This window comes from Streptomyces alkaliterrae (assembly GCF_007097205.2).
GTDB classification, from domain to species: Bacteria; Actinomycetota; Actinomycetes; order Streptomycetales; family Streptomycetaceae; genus Streptomyces; species Streptomyces alkaliterrae.
This window is the reverse complement of the sequence record NZ_VJYK02000005.1, coordinates 31,370-50,450: the sequence shown is the minus strand read 5'-3', so window position 1 is coordinate 50,450 and position 19,081 is coordinate 31,370. Positions and strand designations below refer to the sequence as shown.

The 19,081-nt window shown below is 71.9% G+C and carries 10 protein-coding genes; 5 read left to right on the top strand and 5 right to left on the bottom strand.

The genetic code is table 11. The features are described from left to right. The first annotated feature begins 140 nt into the window (after positions 1–140). Both FNX44_RS01245 and FNX44_RS01240 read left to right on the top strand, forming a co-directional pair. Entirely contained in the window at positions 141–851 is a 711-nt protein-coding gene (locus FNX44_RS01245) for a hypothetical protein (RefSeq protein ID WP_143646014.1), read from the top strand. A gap of 69 nt (positions 852–920) precedes the next feature. After that, positions 921–1,733: a thioredoxin domain-containing protein gene (locus FNX44_RS01240; RefSeq protein WP_143646009.1), complete on the top strand. Its 813-nt coding sequence runs from the start codon at positions 921–923 to the stop codon at positions 1,731–1,733. 99 nt (positions 1,734–1,832) lie between these two features. Here FNX44_RS01240 and FNX44_RS01235 read toward each other — a convergent pair whose 3' ends face one another. From FNX44_RS01235 to FNX44_RS29410, 4 genes are all read right to left on the bottom strand, one after another. Continuing rightward, positions 1,833–2,396, bottom strand: a complete 564-nt coding sequence (locus FNX44_RS01235) for a Uma2 family endonuclease (RefSeq protein WP_143646008.1) — start codon at positions 2,394–2,396, stop codon at positions 1,833–1,835. Positions 2,397–2,546: 150 nt separating this feature from the next. Further along, positions 2,547–3,230, bottom strand: coding sequence for a hypothetical protein (locus FNX44_RS01230; protein ID WP_143646007.1), 684 nt, complete (start codon positions 3,228–3,230; stop codon positions 2,547–2,549). After that, complete coding sequence (locus tag FNX44_RS01225) at positions 3,220–3,876, bottom strand: hypothetical protein (protein ID WP_143646006.1); 657 nt, start codon at positions 3,874–3,876, stop codon at positions 3,220–3,222. Before FNX44_RS01225 ends, FNX44_RS01230 begins: the two co-directional genes overlap by 11 nt. 83 nt (positions 3,877–3,959) lie before the next feature. Beyond that, positions 3,960–11,069 carry an RHS repeat-associated core domain-containing protein gene (locus tag FNX44_RS29410; RefSeq protein WP_143646005.1) on the bottom strand — a complete coding sequence of 2,370 codons (7,110 nt, stop codon included), beginning with the start codon at positions 11,067–11,069 and terminating at the stop codon, positions 3,960–3,962. A 154-nt stretch (positions 11,070–11,223) separates the two neighbouring features. Between FNX44_RS29410 and FNX44_RS01215 the strand changes: the two genes are divergently transcribed. Together FNX44_RS01215 and FNX44_RS01210 are read left to right on the top strand one after the other, a co-directional pair. Continuing rightward, positions 11,224–14,271 (top strand): DNRLRE domain-containing protein, encoded by a 3,048-nt coding sequence (locus tag FNX44_RS01215; RefSeq protein WP_143646004.1) that lies wholly within the window; start codon positions 11,224–11,226, stop codon positions 14,269–14,271. A gap of 199 nt (positions 14,272–14,470) precedes the next feature. Further along, positions 14,471–16,156: an alkaline phosphatase D family protein gene (locus FNX44_RS01210; protein ID WP_143646003.1), complete on the top strand. Its 1,686-nt coding sequence runs from the start codon at positions 14,471–14,473 to the stop codon at positions 16,154–16,156. A gap of 57 nt (positions 16,157–16,213) precedes the next feature. Here the strand turns inward: FNX44_RS01210 and FNX44_RS01205 are convergent, their stop codons facing one another. Next, positions 16,214–17,275 (bottom strand): CopD family protein, encoded by a 1,062-nt coding sequence (locus tag FNX44_RS01205; protein ID WP_143646002.1) that lies wholly within the window; start codon positions 17,273–17,275, stop codon positions 16,214–16,216. 115 nt (positions 17,276–17,390) lie between these two features. Between FNX44_RS01205 and FNX44_RS01200 the strand changes: the two genes are divergently transcribed. After that, complete coding sequence (locus FNX44_RS01200) at positions 17,391–19,037, top strand: serine/threonine-protein kinase (protein WP_143646001.1); 1,647 nt, start codon at positions 17,391–17,393, stop codon at positions 19,035–19,037. Positions 19,038–19,081 lie beyond the last annotated feature (44 nt).

The following is a 19,081-nucleotide window of genomic DNA, read 5'->3' as shown; positions in this document are numbered from 1 at the left end:
CCGCGATCTCTCCGCGACCCACCTGTGACCAGGCGGCCGTGGGCCGCCTGGTCACAGGTGGGTCGCGGAGAGATCGCGGAAGCGGCGCCCTCACCCTGTCCTTATCCACCCCCATGGCACACTCTTTTTCGATGGGCGACATGACAGGCGGGCCGGGCGGCGGCCCGCAGCCGGCGATACGAGCGGCGCGCGCGGCGGTCTTCACCGCGCTGTGCGTCACGCTCTCCGCCGGCACGCACGTCCTCCTCTCCGGTGCGCCCGTGCCGCTCACCCCGCTGCTGCTGGTCAGCGCGGTCGTCTTCGCCGCCGCCTACGCCCTCGGCGGGCGACTCCGCGGCTACTGGTCCATCGCGGCCCTGCTGCTGCCGCTGCAGCTCGCCGCCGACACCGTCTTCACCACCGGCCAGCAGGCCTGCTACGGCGCGAACGGCGGACCGGTGATCGGCCCGCTGCGCTCGATGGGCGTGAACCTGATCTGCACCGGCGGAGACTTCGGCACACCGCTGGCCCGCCTCGCCGGCGACGCCCCGACCGTGCCGCTCAGCCACCCGGCCGCGCCCTGGCTGCTGCTGGGCGCGCACGTGGCGGTGGGCCTGGGCGCGGCGGCCTGGCTGTGGCGCGGCGACGCCGCGCTCACGCGGCTGCTGCGCGCCGCCGTCATGGAGGCCGCCGAGCTGGCCCGCCCGCTGCTGCGCCGCCTGACCGCGCTCACCGCGCGTACCGCGACGACCGGCGCCCCGCGCCGCCGCGCGCCGCGCACGGCCTACCGCCGCCCCTCTCCCGCCCTGCCGCTGCTCGTACACACCGTTGTGCGCCGGGGTCCGCCACGCCAGGCTGCTGCCCGCGGCTGATCCCGCCGCGTGGCCGAACCCCGCACATACTGTCGAGTCAACACCCCTCACGACGGAGTACCCACAGCCATGAGCAAGCGCAACAGCCAGGAAGCCAAGAGAGTCGCCCGTGAGCGGCTGCGCGCCGAGCGGGAGAAGGAGGCGAAGAAGGCCAAGATGCGCCGCCAGCTCGGCGTCGCCGGCGCCGTCGTCGCCGCCCTCGCCGTGATGGGCGGCATCGGCTTCGCGGTGACGAAGATGCTGGAGGACGAGTACTGGGACGCGGCCGCGAAGAAGGACCTCGTCGCCCCGGCGAACACCTCCGGCAAGGACGGCCTGACCGTCCTGCTCGGCGACAAGGACGCGCCCAAGACGCTCGAGCTCTACGAGGACCCGCGGTGCCCGGGCTGCGCCGGCTTCGAGCAGAACGCGGGCGCCGAGCTGAAGAAGGGCATGACCGAGGGCAAGTACAACGTCGAGTTCTACGGCGCGAACTTCCTCGACAACCGCATCGGCGGCGACGGCTCGAAGAACGCGATGAGCGCGCTCGGCGCCGCCCTCAACGTCAGCCCCGACGCGTTCATGGCCTTCAAGGCGGCCATGTACTCGGACGAGTTCCACCCCGACGAGGGCGGCGACCCGTTCGGTGACGACGACTACCTGATCAAGATCGGCGACTCCGTCCCGGAGCTGAAGGGCAACAAGCAGTTCGCCAAGGACGTCCGCGACGGCACCTTCGACCGCTGGGGCCTGGAGCAGGCGAAGATCTTCAACGAGCGCAACATCGGCTCCACCCCCACCCTGCGCTACGACGGCAAGCCGATCATCGACGAGTCCACGCAGAGCATCCCGAGCAACCCGGAGGCCCTGAAGACCGCCATCGACAAGGCGATCAAGGACTGACCCGGCGCGCGTGCCCCGCGGCCCGCGCCCCGCACGACACTAGGCCGGGTGCCTTCCGAAGGCACCCGGCCTAGTTGGCCCGGAGCTACCAGCAAAGCTCTACTGCCGGGCGAGCCCAGCAGGGTCCATGGCGATCGGGAACGGAGCGTCCAAGTGGGTGGTCGCGCCTGCGAGTGCCGTGGCCCGCTCTGTGTAGCGGCCGCTCTCCAGCTCGTAGGCGACGATCATGGGGGCGGGCTCCAACTCAAGGCGCCAGAAGTGCGGGATGGCGGCTTCCGCGTACAGCAGCGGCTTGACCTTGCGGTCCATGGTGCTGTTGCCGGGCGAGACGAGTTCGACGACAAGCTGGACGGCGTCGATGTCGACGGCGACGGGGTCGTCGGCGGTCGCGCCGGCGTCGACCACGACCAGGTCGGGCACGACCAGCCCGGACGGCAGGACGACGTTGACGCCCTCCAGGATCTCCACCGGCGCGCCGACGGCTCGGGCGGCCGCGTCCAGGGCCACGTGGAGGCGGAACGAGGCCCGCTGATGGCGGACGCCGGGGGCGGGGGACATTACGAGAGACTCCCCCAGCAGTTCGTAACGCATGGTGCGGTCTTCAGGAAGGGCCAGGACGTCGGCAACGGTCCAGGGCCCGGTGTGGTCGGTGGCAACACTCATTCCCTTCACCTCCTCCATCCGATCGGCGGCCTCTGTCGGGCCCCACCGGACGGTACACGGCCAGCATACGAGCGCTCCCGCCCGCAGCCACGCGGCTCCGCCACGATGGGGCGATACATCGAACAAGCGCACCACCAAGCAGGCGGGACCTCACAATCGGGCGGCTCTCATCGCGCGCAGAGTGGCCCGAGCCTCCTCATCTCGCACCCATACCCGCCACAGCACGAGTTCCGGGCTGTCGAAGACATGCGAGAACGTCCGCCACAGGTGGGCACGCACTCCGTCGGCCTCCCACCAGCCCTCGGTCCAGCCGGACGCGTCGCCCAGTGGCCGCATACCTTGGAGAAGCGCCTCCAGCCCGGGCACGCCGTCGGGTCCGCCCCGCTCCACCTCCGTCCAGCGCGCGCACTCCGCGTGAACCGCGTCGGATGCGATCAGGTGCGAGACCGTCGGAAAGACCGCCACGTACTCACCGCCCGCCTCACTGCCGGCCATGAAGCGCACGACGCCCTCCTCGTCCAGCCAGACGCCGAACGGGTGCGCCGCCGAGTGCTCGATGAGCGAGACGGCCGGAAACCCGTCGTCCGGATCGATGTCGAGTTCCGGCCAGAAGGTGACCGTCTCCTCCAACGACCACGAGAGACTGTCGTACCGCAGCCCACCAAGCACCCGCACGTCTCGCAGCACGTCACGGCAACGACTCACCCGCTCCTCGCCGTACACCTCGGCCGCCTCCGCCCACTCACCCTCACCCGGCCAGGGACACTCGTCGTCGTACGACGACGTCCACCGCCCCACCGACCGGACGAACCTCCCGGCGCGATCAGCCAGCATCCGACCGAGGGGAGTCTCGACGCTGGATCGACTCGTCCTCCGAGCTGACCGTCCGTACCCAGCGTTCGGCCCAGTCACGTTGGGCGGCTTCGACGAACGGGAACGAGGTCAGGCGCTTAGCATGATCACGGAATGACAGCACTCGCCCCGGATCAGTGATCACCGCGAACCCGACGCCGATCTGCCAGTAGCCGGCTGCCAGGAGCACACGACCGTCCAACGAGGCCATCACAAAGGACGGGTTGTTTCTCCCAACCCCGAGAACGCCGTTCTCGCAACCGACACCGGCGATGTCGCAGTACTCGTGAGCTGAGACGCGAACCCAGCGGTGGCGTTCGAACTCCGGCTCGTCGGGCACGTCCACCGCCAGGTCCAGTCCGACAAGCAGTTCGCTGGCTCCGCGACGGCTCGTGGAGAGCAGGCCGGACTCCCTCGCCAACCGCCCCCATGTCTTGTTGAGTACGGAGGTCAGGTCTGGCTTGTCGTGACTGATGACAACGTCTCGCCTGCCCTCATCGGGAAGGAGCTGTGTCAGGTAACGCGCCACGAGCACCGGAACCAGATCACTGTTCATCGGCAGCGTCTCCAGGTACCGGTAGCCCGCCGCCGAGAGCCTCTCGACGAGCGACGGATGCGGTTCGCTCATTTTCTCCCTTCACTCCTGCAGCCGTATGAACAGCGGTGACGGCGCGCGGCCGCTCGGGGCGCGCCGTCACCACTTCCAACCCGCTATCGACCGCGTCGGCCGTACTTGTAGTACCTCGGGTTGTTGTAGTCGTGCTCCCCCGACTTCTTGAGCGGGAACCAGGCTATCTCTCCCGTCCTGTGGTGCACCATGACTCGGATCTGGTTGTGCTGGCCCAGTCCGGTCATGTCGAAGATGGGTGAGTTCTTCCAGTCGGACCAGCCTCGAGCGTTACCACTGTTCCTGAAGAAGTCCAATGCTCCACCCGAGATGCGCTGGGGGTAGGACGGGTTGGAGGCAACTTCACGAGCAAGTTGATCGTGCTTCTTGGTGAGACCAGCCTGGCGAGACCACTCCTCGCTCCGCGAGGCGATCGCCTCAGGTGAGTAGTTCTCGTCTGGTGTCCACGTACTGCCGTTGCAGTTGTGGACGAGAGCCGTGGTAGGGCCAGCGCCCACGTAGTACGTGTGGATGCCTTCGACCGTGAGGTTGTGGACGCGTTGCTTCGCGGTCCACTGCTCGACGGCGGTGATCTGGACCCAGGTGCCGGAGGAGGTCTGGAGCCACTGGCCGGGGGCGAGTTCGTCGGCCTTCAGCCACTCACCGAGCTGCGGCACCCAGAACGGGTGACCGTCGGTGGCGACCACCGAGGCGGTGCCCCGGTCTGACGGGTTCCGGTCGTCGGCCGCGACGGACAATGCGCGGCTCGTGCCGTCGCCACCGGTCACCGCGGCGCCGGCCGACACCGCGGCGGCGGCGAGCTCCGCGGTGCGGACGGTGACCTTGACCAGTTGCTTCCTGCCCTCGCCGAGGATGGTGGCGGTGACCGTCTTCGTCTCGGTCCTACCCGTCCTCGGGTCGGTGGCCAGAACCTTGTCGCCGACCTTGATCTTGTCGATCGGCTTCTTGGAGCCGTCGGCCATCAGGACGTAGGTACCGGGGGCAAAGCTGTTGCAGCCGGGGTTGCCACCGCCGTTGGTGGCGGTGTCGATGGCGTTGTCGCGGGCTTCCTCCTTCAGCTCCCGCTTGACGTTCTCCACCTTCCGCTGCGTGGGCTTCTTCTGCTGGGAGGGCTTGGGCTTCGGCTTGGGTTGGCTCCTGGGCTGCGGGCGCGGTTTGGGCTTGGCGCGGCGCTGGGCGGCGCGCTGGGCCTGGGCGCGGCGTTGCGCGGCGCGGGCCGCGCGTTGGCGGGCCTGGGCCGCGGCGCGGCGCTGGGCGGCGCGGCGGGCTGCCGCACGGGCCGCCGCGCGGCGGGCTGCCGCGCGGGCGGCGGCGCGCTGGGCGGCGCGGCGCGCTGCCGCACGGCGGGCCGCGGCGCGGGCGGCGGCGCGGCGGGCGGCGGCACGGGCCGCGGCGCGACGGGCTGCCGCCTGGGCGGCGCGACGGGCGGCGGCCTGCGCGGCACGGCGCGCGGCGTAGCGGGCGGCGGCGCGGATGGCGGCCTGGAGCGCGATCCGGGCGGCGATGCCGACCAGGATCGGGAAGAACAGGCCGTCGGGGTCGGAGAAGGTCGCCGGCGCGTTGTTGGCGTAGGCGTAGGGGTTGATGGTGGCCGGTTCGGTGTAGTCGACCATCGGGTCGACGGAGATGAAGCGGCCGGTCGCCGGGTCGTAGTCGCGGGCGCCGAGGCGGGTGAGGCCGGTGGCGCGGTCGATCGTGCCGCCGACGAAGCCGCGTTCGCCGGGCCAGGAGGTGGGCGCGGCGCCGCGCTCCTCGCCGAACGGCATGGTCTGCCGGCGGACGACGCCCATTGCCGGGTCGACGAGGTCGACCGTGGTGTTGGACGTGCCGTGGTGGTCGCTCAGCATGAGTTCGCGACCGCCGCCGGTGCTGCGCACGGTGGTGGAGCCGTCGGGGTGCTCGTAGAAGCGCTGGGCGGTCCGCTCGCCGTTGCGGTCGTCGACGGTGAGTTCTGCTTCGCCGAGGTAGAGGGTCTTCTTGCCGTCGGGGGCGGTGCGGATGAGGCGTTCGCCGTCGGGGCCGTAGAGGTAGGAGGTCTCGGAGGTGCCGCCCTCCTCCAACGGTTCGCTGACCTTGGTCAGTTGGCCCTCGATGTCCCAGGTGAGGGTCTGGGTGGTGCCACCGCGCTGGCGCTTGGTGGTGTTGCCGGCCTTGTCGTAGGCGAAGGTGTTGAGGCGGTCGCCGCCGGGGCCGGTGGACAGCACCTCGGCGAGCGCGTTGGGGCCGCCGACGCCGGCCTTGCCGTAGCGGTAGGTGCGGGTGACGTCCTTGCCGGCGTCGCCGTCGGTGTCGTGCTCGACGAGCTTGGTGCGGTTGCCGGCCTCGTCGAACTCGTAGCTGTGCCAGTAGGCGTCGGGGCCGCCGACGGTCGCCTTGCCGGGGGTGCCCGCGCAGTCGGTCTTGGCCGTCCAGGCGGAGGTCATGCGGCGCAGCTGGTCGTAGGCGAAGCACTGGGTGTCCGGCTTGGCGTCGGCGGCGACGGCCTGGCCGGGCGTGGAGGTGATGCTGGTGACGTTGCCGGCCTCGTCGTAGCGGTAGCGGACGTCGTCGATGCGGCCGGGGTTGACCGAGCGGTCGAAGGTGGCCTTGGTCAGGCGCTTGGTGAACTCGTCGAACTCGTACGAGCTCCAGACCTTCCGTCCGGTGGCTCCGGACTCGACGCGCAGTGTCTCGCCGAAGGCGGAGTACTGGACGTCGGTGACGTAGTTGGCCGTACCGCCGATGGAGATCGGGAGGCCGTCGGCGTTGTAGCGGAAGACGATCCGCTCGGTGGTGAGGCCGCCGACGCCGGGTACCTCGACCCAGGAGAGGTTGCCGGTGGAGGTGTAGGAGTAGCGGTAGTTGTGGGTGCCGCCGACGAGGCCTTCGGAGGCCGGGATGACGGTCCGGGTGCCGGTGGGGCGGTAGGCCTTGTCGTAGCCGGTGACCTCCTCCCGGTACTGCTCGCCGTTGTGGTGGCGGATGGCCGCGACGGGCAGGCCCTTGCCGAGGGTGTCGTAGGTCCACTCCAGGCGCTTGGGGCCGTTCGGTCCGTCCTCGTGCAGGGAGACGGGTCGGCCGCCGACGTCGTACTTCGTGTACAGGGTGTTGCCGCGCGGGTCGGTGGTGGTGACGACGCGGTCGGAGTTGTCGTAGGTGTAGCGGGTGGTGCCGCCGTCGGGGTCGGTGGAGCTGGTCTGCCGGCCCCGGCCGTCGTACGTGAAGGTGGTCTCCGCGCCGCCGGGCGCGGTGATCCTCACGAGCTGGTCGAGCGCGTCGTAGTGGTAGGTGGTGTCACGCCACTTGGTGCGGGCCGTGTTGCTGTACTCGCGCAGCTTGGCGACGCGGCCCTCGTCGTCGGTGAAGGTGGTGGTGACGATGTCGCCGCCGGGCGGGACGGTGGTGGTGGAGTTGCCGGTCCGCTCGATGACCGTGCGGTGCTTCTCCTCGCCCCGGAAGTAGGCGATCTCGGCGGTGGGTTCGCCGAGCCCGTTGTAGGTGACGCGGCTCTGCGCGGGGACCTGGTGGTCGCCGACGAGCAGCAGGGTGCGGGAGGGCGCGGACTCGTTGAAGTAGCCGTCGTTGGACTTGAAGTCGCGGCCGGCGCTGTCGTGGAAGGTGTCGCTGATCAGGCGTCCGCCGCCGACGGCCTGGTCCTGGACCTGGCGGGTGCGCAGGAGGCCGTCGAGGATCTCGTAGGAGACCGAGTAGCTGCCGTTGTCGCGTACCGCGCGGGTGGTGACGACGGTGGGGGCGGTCTTGGTGATCGAGTACTCGTACGTCGCGGACGGGGTCTGGGTTGCCTTGTCGCGGTCGATGTCCCAGACCTTCAGCAGCCGGCCCAGCGGGTCGTACTCGAGGTCGACGCGCTTGCCGTTGGCGTCGATCTCGGCGAGCGGCAGGCCGCGCAGCGGGTCGAACTCGACGGTTTCGGTGTGTCCGAGCGGGTCGGTGGTGACGGTCTTGGTGGGAATCGCTCCGGTGGCCGGGGTGTAGGCGACGGTGGTGCGGCCGCCCTCGGTGTCGAAGGTCGCGGTCTCGCGGCCGTGCACGTCGTACTCGGTGCGGTCGGTGGTGACGTAGCCGTCGCCTTCGGCGTTGCGCTCCTGGACCTGGGTGACCAGGCCGGTGGTGGGGGCCTTGCCGTAGGTCTGGCCGTCGTAGAGCGTGCGGGTGTCGTCGAGGACGGTCGCGCCGGTCTCGGCGCACGCTCCGGCGGTGGTGACCTCGCGGACCTCCGCGTCGAGGATGTGCTTGGCGGTGTTGCGGGCGTAGGTGGTCGTGGTGCAGCGCTTGGTGCCGCCGGTGGTGACCTCGTCGACCTTGGTCGGCATGCCGTAGCTGTCGTAGGTCGTGGTCTCGGTGGCGCGCAGCCAGGTGTCGCCGTCGCCGCGTTCCCGGCTGCGGTTGGTGGCCGGGCGGACCATGTAGGCGTCGAGCGGCGTGGTGCCGGCGCGCTTGCGGCTGGCGGTCTTCTGCGCCCAGCTGGTGAACGTCGTGGCGTTCTCGACCGGTCCGCCGTCTGAGGCGTAGGTGATCTCCTCGCGGAGCTGGCCCTGGAAGTGGCCGTGGTCGGTGACGGCGTTGCCCTCGGAGTCGCTGACCGAGGCGGTGCGGGTACCGCTCGGCAGTCTGTCCCCGTGCATGCCGCGGAAGTAGCGGTGCTCGCTGAGCTGCTTGACGTCGTCGCCGGCGCCGAGGCGGGTGCGGACCCGTTCGTAGCCGCGGTACTGGCTCCAGGTGCGGTGCTTGTCGTCGGCGAACTCGCTGTCGTCGAAGGCCCAGGCGGCGCCGCCGAGGTACTCGTAGCTGGTCACCTTGGGCGGCGCGTCGGTGACGTTGTCCTCTTCGCGTACCTGGGTGACGACGTACTTGTGGAACCAGTCCTGGACCGGCTCCCAGGCGCCTTCGGGCGTCCAGTACTGCGGGTAGCAGCGGTAGGTGTTGGTGTGCGGATCGGCCGGCATCCGCTTGGGCGCGAGTGCCCGGCAGTCGCGGTCGGAGTAGGTGACGGCGATGCTGCCGCCGGTCTCGGTGCGGATGGCGTTGACGCGCCACCGGGAGAAGGGCGGCAGGCCTTCAAGCCCGTCGACGCGGTTGTCGAGTTGGATGCCCTCGAAGGTGACCGGCGGCATGGAAGCGGTGGTGCCGTCGGCGGCGTGGCCGGTGCGGGTGAGGGACTTCAGCCAGAGGGCGGGCGAGGTGCCGTCGCCGGTGGCGGGGAAGGACTGGTCGAGCGTCCAGCTGTCGACGGTGCGCAGGGCGGTGCCGACGAGGACCGAGGTGCTGATCTTCGTGAGGCGTTTGGTGGTCCAGAAGGTCGGACTGTTCTTGCCCTTGCAGCTCGCGCCGGACTTGCACTCCTGGTCCAGCGGCACGTCGGGCCAGTGGGTGGCGTTCGCGGGGGTGCGGTTGGCCACCGCGCAGTCGAAGTTCGCGGTGGGCACGCAGCGTTCGGCGACGGTGAAGCCGACCCGGCCGGCGGGCTGGCCCGTGAAGAGCGACGTGGCGCGCTGGCCGTAGTCGATGCGGCGGAGGTAGGTGGCGCGGGTGTACGCGACGCCGGTGTCCTTTCCGGCGGCGCCGTACCGGTTGGTCTCCTTGGTCCACCACAGCGTCATCGCGTCGCCGTGGGTGTCCACGACGTAGTCCAGGTTCCAACGCCAGCCCTGGGTGCAGGAGGAGGCGGCGAAGGTGGAGGCGTGGCAGGGCTCGCCTGGGTGGTTGCCGTAGACGGGCGCGGTGGCGACGGAGTTGGTGACGGTGTCGTCGGGCGCGCCGGGCAGCTTGTTCAGGCCGAAGTGGTACCGGGTGCCGTCGGTGGTGGTGACGACCCAGTGTTCGCCGTCCTTGGTGCCGTTGGCGGCGCCGGTCCTGCGCTCGACGCGGGAGCCGTCGTCGTCGGCGGGGCGCCAGTCGCCGGTGGTGTCGTCCTTGACGAGTTCGGTGGAGCTGCCGCCGAGGGACATGATCACCTGGTCGGAGCCCCAGCACAGGTCGCCGGTCTTGGTGGTGTTGTTGGCGCCGTTGCCCTGGTCGTCGGCGCAGGAGCGGTAGCGGCGCTCGATGAAGCCGGGCTCGTAGTCCCAGCCCTCGGCGACCCAGGAGGACTGGCCGTTGGTGGAGGCGGTGCGGCCGTCGACGGACTGGGAGGAGTAGCCGAGCGCGATCTCGGGCTGGGGTCCGCCGGGGACCTCGGGGGTCTCCACGGGGTAGGTCCAGGAGAAGCCGCCGGAGGAGCTGCCGGCCATCCAGGAGCCGGACGGCGAGAGCGGGGTGGCGGAGTAGGAGCCGGAGGAGCCGGAGGAGCCGGCGGCGGCCGCGAAGACCACGGGCTGGGCGGCGAACGAACGGGCGCCGACGGCCGATGACTTGGCGGTGGTCGGGGCCAGGTCGACGTCGGCGGTGACGGTCTGCTCGGCTGGGTCGTTCTCGCTGGGAAGCGGGGTGGCGGTGCGGCAGGCGGCCTTGTCGGGGGTGGTCAGCGCGCAGGCGGGGAGCTGGACGATGCGCAGGCGGCTCGCCCAGTCGCCGCCGTAGAGCTCGTCGAAGCCGGAGTAGTCGACGCGGACGCCGACCTCGCCGCGGGCGGGGCTGTCGTCGCCGCTCGGGGTGAGGCCGCCGCCGGTGGTCGGCGCAAGAGTGAAAAGCAGGCCTTCGACGCCGGCCCGGCGGGCGGCGGCACGGTTCAGGACCTCGACGCGGGCGGTCTCGCCGGGGCGGGCGGCACGCCTCCGCTCGGAGCCACGCTTCCGCTTCGAAGCGTCCTTGGAGTCCGAGGCACCGGGAGTGGTGAGGGCGACGGGCAGGCCCGCCCCGGTCCCGCCCTTGCCGCCGTCGCGCAGCAGCGGAGTGGGCCGGTCACCCGGGCGGGGACGGGCTGTTGAGGCGGCGCGGCCGTCGACCTGGTCACGGGCGGACCCGTCGACGGCAAGGACGCGGCTGCCGGTCGGCCAGCCGTTCTTGCCCGGCCGCCACGCCGGCGCGCCCTTCCCGGCGGGGTTCTTGCGCGGCTTGTGGTCCTGCCCCGAGACGGAACGTTCGCGCTCGACTTCCGGAAGTTCCCGGCCGGCCGCCGCCGCGATGTCCGCCTGCGGCAGCAGCGTGACGAGCATGGCGAGGAAGGCGACCAGTGTCACCGAACGTCGCCAGTGCCAGAGGTACTTCAGATGCCAGAGAAGCTGCTGCACGGTCTCCCCGCCCCAAAAGATCATGTAACCGACCGCACACTAAGAGATGATGATCGGTAAAGCAACCGCATCGATCAGTCGATGATCGAGCAAAGCTGAGTAAAGATCACCTCTTCGCGAAACCTGTACTGTTCGCGCCGACTATTGGACATATGAAGGGACCAGGGGAACAACAGACATGTCCGACACACGATTCAGGCAGCTCACCAGAGGACGCTCACCGGGTGGCAGAGCACTGGCCGCCGTGCTCGCCCTCGCCACCGTGAGCGCGATAGCCCCGACCGCGGCCCAGGCGAAAGCCCAGGTCGGCGCAGCCAGTGACAGCGCACCGACCGCCGAGGAACGCGCCCTGGAAGCCGCAGCCGAGAGCGGCAAGGCCGTCGAGGTGCGCGAGTTGCGCAGCGAGACGTCGGAGGTGCACGCGACGCCGGACGGCACCTTCCGGCTCACCCAGCACGCCCAGCCGGTCCGGGTCCGCAAGAACGGCCGCTGGGCGCCGGTGGACACCACGCTCGCGCAGGTCGACGGCCGTGTGGCGGCCAGGGCGGCGGCCGGCGACGTGACCTTCTCGCCCGGCGGCACGGGCCCGCTGGTCACGTTCAAGGAGAACGGCCGAGAACTTTCGCTCAGTTGGCCGAAACCACTACCCCGCCCGGTGCTCGAGGGCAATGTGGCGCGCTACCCCGAGGTGCTGCCGGACGTCGATCTGGCGGTCGCCGCGGACGTGGACGGCTTCTCCCAGGTACTGGTCGTCAAGACCGCGGAGGCGGCGCGCCACCCGCAGCTGGCCAAGATCGACTTCGGGCTGCGCACCAAGGGCCTGTCCCTGTCGGCCGACCCGGACTCCGGCGCGCTCAGCGCGAAGGACCCCTCCGGCAAGGCCCTGTTCACCACCTCGACCGCCCGGATGTGGGACAGCTCCCGTCCCACCGACACCACGCCGAAGAGCCCGGCGGCGCGTACCAGTCCGGCCCTCACGGGCTCTCCGGCCGCCGCCGGTCGCCCGGAGGCCACTCCGGGCGACCTCGAGGCCGGTTCGCGCGGCGCCCCGGTGAAGGTGGAGGTGTCGCGGGACTCCCTGGCCCTCAGCCCGGACCGCGCGCTGCTCGGCGACAGGCGGACGACCTTCCCGGTCTTCATCGACCCCCGGTTCAGCGGCTCCCGCGAGGCCTGGACCACCGCCTACAAGCCGTACCCGAACAACTCGTACTGGAACGGCACGGGTTGGGGCAGCAGCGCCAAGGACGCCCGGGTCGGCTACGAGTCCGCCACTCGCGGCACCGCCCGCTCGTTCTTCCGGATGAACGCCAAGGGGCTGGCCGGAGTGCAGGTGTTGGACGCGCAGTTCAACATCAAGCTCACCCACTCCTGGTCGTGCAGTGCGCGGCCGGTCGAGTTGTGGCTGACCGGCGCCATCAGCTCCGCCACCACGTGGAACAAGCAGCCCTCCTGGTCCACCAAGCTGGACACCCTCAACGTGGCGGGCGGGAACGAGTCCGTCGGCTGCGCCGACCGGGGCGTGGACTTCAAGGCCACCGAGGCCGCCAGGCGCGCCGCCGCGAACAAGTGGAGCAACGTCACGTTCGGTCTGCGGGCGAGCAACGAGAGCGACACCTTCGGCTGGAAGCGCTTCGCGCCCAACCCCACGCTCATCGTGGAGTACAACCGGACGCCCAAGGACCCGTGGAACCTGGACACCGTGCCCAGCACCCACAACGGGACAGACTGCGGCTACAGCTCCCAGGTCTGGGTGGGCAACACGGACGTGAAGCTGAGCGCGTACGTCTCCGACCCGGACGGTGGCAACGTCCGCGTGCAGTTCCACCTGTGGGCCACCGGCAAGCGCTACGACCCGCCGGGCCTGCTGTTCGACAAGTCCGTGACGGTCTCCTCCAAGTCGACCGGCACCTACGCGCAGATCACGGTGCCCAAGACGCTCCTCCAGCAGCATCTGGCCGCCTCGGGAGGCAGGTACTCCTGGAAGGCCCGGGCGCACGACGCCCACTCGTCCTCCGACTGGACACCCACGCTTGGCGCGCCCGGCTGCCAGTTCGGCTTCGACCCGAACCGGCCCAGCAAGCCCCCGACGGTGACCTCGGTCCAGTACCCGGACGGGTCGGACGGCACGATGGGCGCCCCCGCCCGCACCCCCGGCACGTTCACGATCGGCAGCGGCGGCATCTCGGACGTCGTCGAGTACCGCTACGAACTCGACCGCTACCCGCCGACCCGCAAGGCGGTGCCGGGCAGCCCGGGCGGCTCGGTGCAGGTGTCGCTGACACCCGCCAGCGCCGGCCCGCACACCCTGTACGTGCAGTCGGTGGACCGGGCGGGCAACGTTTCCGACACCCAGCGGTACACGTTCCTGGCCGAGTCGATCGGTATCCGGGACAAGCCCGGTGACCTCAACGGCGACGGCACACCCGATTTCTACTCCGTCGACCCGGGCGGCGAACTGCGCCTGCACCGGGGGGAGTCGGCGGGCCGCATGGCACCGCCGGTGAACGTCGGGCCCGGCTGGTCGGGTGCGCTGATCACCCAGCGCGGCGACTGGACCGGCAGCGGCTACTCCGACCTTGTCGCGCGGCGCCCGGACGGCAAGCTGTGGCTCTATCCCAACGACGGCCTCGGCATGGTCAAGGAGGCCACCCGGCGTGAGGTGTCGCAGTTCGTCGACGAGGACGGCGACGCCTATTTCGACCCCGCGTCCATCCGGGACCTGGTCGCCGTCGGTGACCTGAGCGCGCGGACCGAGAGCGCGGTCGTGGACCTGCTCGCGGTGATCGGCGACCAGTTGTGGTTCCTGCCCGGCTACACCGACGGCTACGTCGACGAACCGGTGCTGATCGGGGACGGCGGTTGGCGCGACCGCACGCTGGTCTCCCCCGGCGACCTCGACGGTGACGGCGCCACCGATCTGCTGGTGCGCGAACCGGGCGGCGACCTGTGGCTGTACCGGGGGCAGGCCGACCCGGAGAACGCCGGCGCCACCCTGCCCGCGTCGCTGGCCGATCCGGCCAACCGCGTGCGGTACGCGACCGGTTGGACCCCGGCGGCCCGGCCGCTGATCACCGCGCCCGGTGACGGGACGGGTGACGGGATCACCGATCTGTGGGCGACCGACGGTGGCGGGCGTCTGCTGCACGTGCCCGGCACCGCCTCGGCGGCGGGCACCCCCGTGGAGGTGGAGACCTCCGGCTGGCAGGGCGTACGGGCCGTGTCGTAGCCGGGAAGGAACGACTGGTGGCCGCGCCGCCGAGCGGCGGTGCGGCCACCAGCGGTTTGATGCTCGACGACTTGATGAGACCCAGGGGTTGACGGGGCGGAGAGTGCTCACGAACGCGCATCGGCCCGGGGATGAAGTGTGGGGAAGCACGCATCGGGATGAGTTCCCGGGCGTCAGGACCGTCTTTATGCTGGCGCGCATGACGCCACCTCCCACGCATCAGGTCGACGCCACCCCACCCCTCAGACCCACTCCGCGCCGGCGGGCGGTGATAGCCGCCGCCGGCGGTGCCGCGCTGGTCCCGCTGGTCGCCTCCTCCGCCGTCGCGAGCCGCGCCGCCGGTACGACCACCACCTCGGCGCCCGCGTTCCTGCACGGCGTCGCCTCCGGCGATCCGCTGCCGGACGGCGTGCTGCTGTGGACCCGGATCACCCCCGAGCCGGGCGCGACGCCCGGCTCGGGACGCGGCGGCCGCGTCGAGGTCGGCTGGGAGGTCTCCCGGCACCGGGACTTCGGGACGCCGGCCGCCCGCGGCCAGGTCACCACGGACGCCGCGAGCGACCACACCGTCAAGGCGGACGTGCGCGGCCTGGCGCCCGCGACCGAGTACTACTACCGCTTCACCGTCGACGGCGTGACCTCACCGGTCGGCCGCACCCGCACCACTCCCGCCGACACCACCAGCCCCGACCGGCTGCGACTGGGCGTCGTCTCCTGCTCCAACTGGGAGGCCGGCCACTTCGCCGCCTACCGCCATCTGGCCGACCGCACCGACCTGGACGCCGTACTGCACCTCGGCGACTACCTCTACGAGTACGGCACCGGCGAGTACGGCACCCGGGGTCGGAGCGTGCGCCCGCACGAGCCGGCGCACGAGATGGTCACCCTCGCCGACTACCGCACCCGGCACGGCCAGTACAAGACCGACCCGCATCTCAAGGCGATGCACGCCGCGCATCCGGTCATCGCCGTCTGGGACGACCACGAGCTGGCCAACGACGCCTGGTCGGGCGGCGCGGAGAACCACCAGCCGGACACCGAGGGCCGCTGGGCGGACCGGGTCGCGGCCGCGAAGCAGGCGTACTTCGAGTGGATGCCGGTCCGCACCTCGCTCGCCGGCACCACCTACCGAGGTCTGCGGTTCGGTTCGCTGGCCGATCTGCACCTGCTCGACCTGCGTTCGTTCCGCGACCAGCAGGCCAAGCCCGGCAGCGGCGAGGTCGACTCCCCGAACCGGACGATGACCGGCCGCGCGCAGCTCGACTGGCTCAAGTCGGGTCTGGCCGCGCCCGGCGCGCACTGGCGGCTCGTCGGCACCTCGGTGATGATCTCGCCCATGGCGTTCGGCTCGCTCCCCGCCTATCTGCTGCGGCCGCTGGCCAAGCTGCTCGGCGTGCCGGCCGGCGGGCTCGCCGTCAACACCGACCAGTGGGACGGCTACGCCCACGACCGCGCCGAGTTGCTGGAGCACCTGCGCCGCAACGGGGTCTCCAACACCGTCTTCCTCGCCGGCGACCTGCACATGAACTGGGCGAACGAGGTGCCGAGCAACGCGGCCACCTACCCGCTCTCCAAGAGCGTCGCCACCGAGTTTGTCGTGACCTCGGTGACCTCGGACAACCTCGACGACTACCTGAGGGTCAGGGAGGGCACCATCACGCCTGTGGTGTCGCCGGCGCTGCGGGCCGCGAACCGGCACGCCAAGTGGGTCGACGTCGACCGGCACGGCTACGGCGTGCTGCACCTGGACCGGGGCAAGGCGCAGATGGACTTCTTCGCGGTCTCCGACAAGACGGACGCCGCCGCCTCCTCCCGTCATCTGCGGTCCTACCGCACGGCCAGCGGCAGCAACCGGCTGGAGCGGGTGAGCGAACCGCAGCGCTGACCACCGTGGCCGTCCCGGCCGCGCCGCCCCCGCGGCACGGCCGGGACGGCGCCGCGTTCAGAACCAGTCCCACCAGAAGGCCGGTTGGTAGAAGACCGGGATCGGCACGGCGGTCAGCAGCGCGGAGAGCGCGACGGCCAGGACGAGGACCAGCAGTTCGGCGCGGGCCGGCGCGAGGACGGCAGGGGTGTGCGGGCTGAGCCGCAGCCGCCGTCGGGCGGTGAAGGCCAGGGCCACGGCCGCGGCCACCAGCAGCAGTTTGGCGACCAGCACCCGCCCGTACGCGGTGCCCAGGACGTTCTCCGGCGGCAGCCGTCGTGCCGTGCTCACCAGGCCGGTCGCGGTGATCAGCACGAACAGCAGCAGGGCGAGGCGCGAGTACCGGCCGAGCAGCGCGGCGGCGGCCGTCGGCCGGTCGTGCCAGCGGCGCGCCGTGCGCAGCACGTGCAGCAGCCCGCCGGTCCACAGCGCGGCGCAGGTCAGGTGCACCAGCGTCAGCGCACTGCCGAAGAGCGGGCTGTGCACCTCCGGGTGGGCCCGCAGCGCCTCCGCGACGATCACCGCGCCGAGCGGCAGTGCGGCGAGCGCCCGGTGCCGGGTGAGCGCGAGGAGACCGGCCAGCAGGAAGGCGTTGACCTCGACGAGCGCGAGGGTGCCGTCACGGCTGCCGTACAGCCCGCCGAGGTCCATGTCCGCGAGGCGCGAGGGCAGCATGTTGCCGGTCGAGACGATCAGCGCGAGGCCGAACGCGGAGAGGAAGCCGACGGTTGCCGCCGCGGGCGACCAGCTGCTCGGCTCGGGCGGCTCGGGCACGTCCGCGCCTGCCGGTAGGCGGTGGGTGAGGGCGCGGGCGAACAGTTCGCCGACGTGGACGGCGAGTGCGAGGAAGAGCAGGGTGCGCAGCCAGGTCACCGGTCCGGCGCCGGGCCCGGTTCCCTCCCCGGTGCCGTCCAGCGCCAGTTCCGGTCCGAGCAGCGGTACCGCGAGCCCGGCGAGCAGCAGCACCGCCGCCACGACCACCCGTGCCAGCGCCCCCCGGTGCCCGGCGGACGGACGGGAGCCGGGAGGTACGGGGACGGACCCCTGGTCAGCGGGCGGTGTCGGCGGTATCGGACTCATCGCCGGAATCCTCACCTCCCGCGCCGCACTTCGGCAAGCCGGGCGCCGGACAGGCCCTGGGCGGGAGCACCCGGTGGTACGGGCTGCGGCGCGGAACCCCTTAGGCTGTGGGGCCATGGCCGGGGGTAGTGCGGGAGAACGGATCGACGGACGCTTCGAACTCGTCGAGCGTCTGGGCAGCGGCGGAATGGGCACCGTGTGGCGGGCCCACGACATGATGCTGAGGCGGGACGTCGCGCTCAAGGAGGTGCGACCCCCGGATCCGGCGATGACGCCCGAGGACTCGGCCGAGTCCCGTCGGCTGCGCGAGCGGGTGCTGCGGGAGGCACGGGCGCTCGCCCGGATCGACCATCCCGGCGTGGTGACGATCCATCATGTCGTGGACGCCGGGCCGCATCCGTGGCTGGTGATGGAACTGGTCCGGGGCGAGAACCTGCAGGACCGGCTGGCCCGGGGCCCGCTGCCGCCGACGGAGGCCGCGCGGATCGGCCGTGAGGTGCTGGCCGCGCTGCGCGCCGCGCACGCGGTCGGTATCCACCACCGGGACGTCAAACCGGCCAACGTGCTGCTGCGGACGGACGGTTCGGCGGTGCTGACGGACTTCGGCATCGCCGCGCACCAGGGCTCGACGTCGCTCACCGCCACCGGCGAGCTGGTCGGCTCGCCCGAGTACATCGCGCCCGAGCGGATCAGGGGCGTTGCCGACGGCCCGCCCGCCGACCTGTGGTCGCTGGGCATGACGCTCTACGTCGCCGTCGAGGGGCACAGCCCGCTGCGCCGGGGCACCTCGCTGGCCACGCTGGCCGCCGTGCTGGACGAGCCGGTGCCCCCGCCGACCCGTTCGGGGCCGCTGAAGCCGGTGCTCGACGCGCTGCTGGTGCGCGATCCGGACGCCCGGCCGGACGCGGCGGCGCTGGACGGCATGCTGGCCGCCGTCGTCGAGGGACGGCCACTGCCGGGCGGCGCGCCACCGCTCCCGCCGCCGCCCCCGCACTCCCCGCACGCGGCGGCGGTCGCCCACTCCCCCACCGAGTTGGCCGCGCCGAGGCCGGGCCCGGCGGGCGACGCGCCGACGCAGACCGCCGTGGCGCCGACAAGGCGGCGCGGCCGGGCGGCGGTGGTCGCCGCCGTGGTCGTCGGCGTACTGGCGCTCGCCGGCGGGGTGGGGGCCGGTGTGCTGCTCGCCCGTGGCGACACGAAGAACCAGGGCGGTTCCGTCTCCCCGACGCCCGACCGCTCGCCCACCGACCAGGAGTCGCCCACCGGCGATCCCACGCCGGACGACGGCGACGGCCCGGACCCCACCGGTGGGGGCACCCCCGGCGAGGAGACCGGCACCCACGACGACCGCCCGGGCGACAAGGGCGACGGCAACCAGACGGAGGACCCGCCGTCGCGGACGGACGATCCCGGCGGCGACTCGCCCGGCGGGCCGGGCCCCGGCTGGATCGCGCAGCTCTTCTCCGAGCCGGTGTCGACGGGCGCGGCCGCCCGGGACCGCCGGCTGGCGGCGGTGCGGGCGTCCGTGCCGGAGGCGCGGATGCTGCGCAGCGACGACTACGCGTCGCTGAACCCGGGCTACTGGGTGTTCTACGCCCCGGGTCCGTTCGCGGACGGCCGGGCGGCGGTCCGGTGGTGCGCCGACCGGGGCCGCACCACCGCCAACGAGTGCGTGGGGCGCTACCTGAGCGACCGCGCGGCCGACAAGGAGCTGGTCTGCCATCCGCAGGGCGGCGGCTCCGGACGCTGCACCCGCCCCTGAGCCCGCTTCGGCGGCAGGGGCCGCCCGGGGCCCCGCGAGGAGGC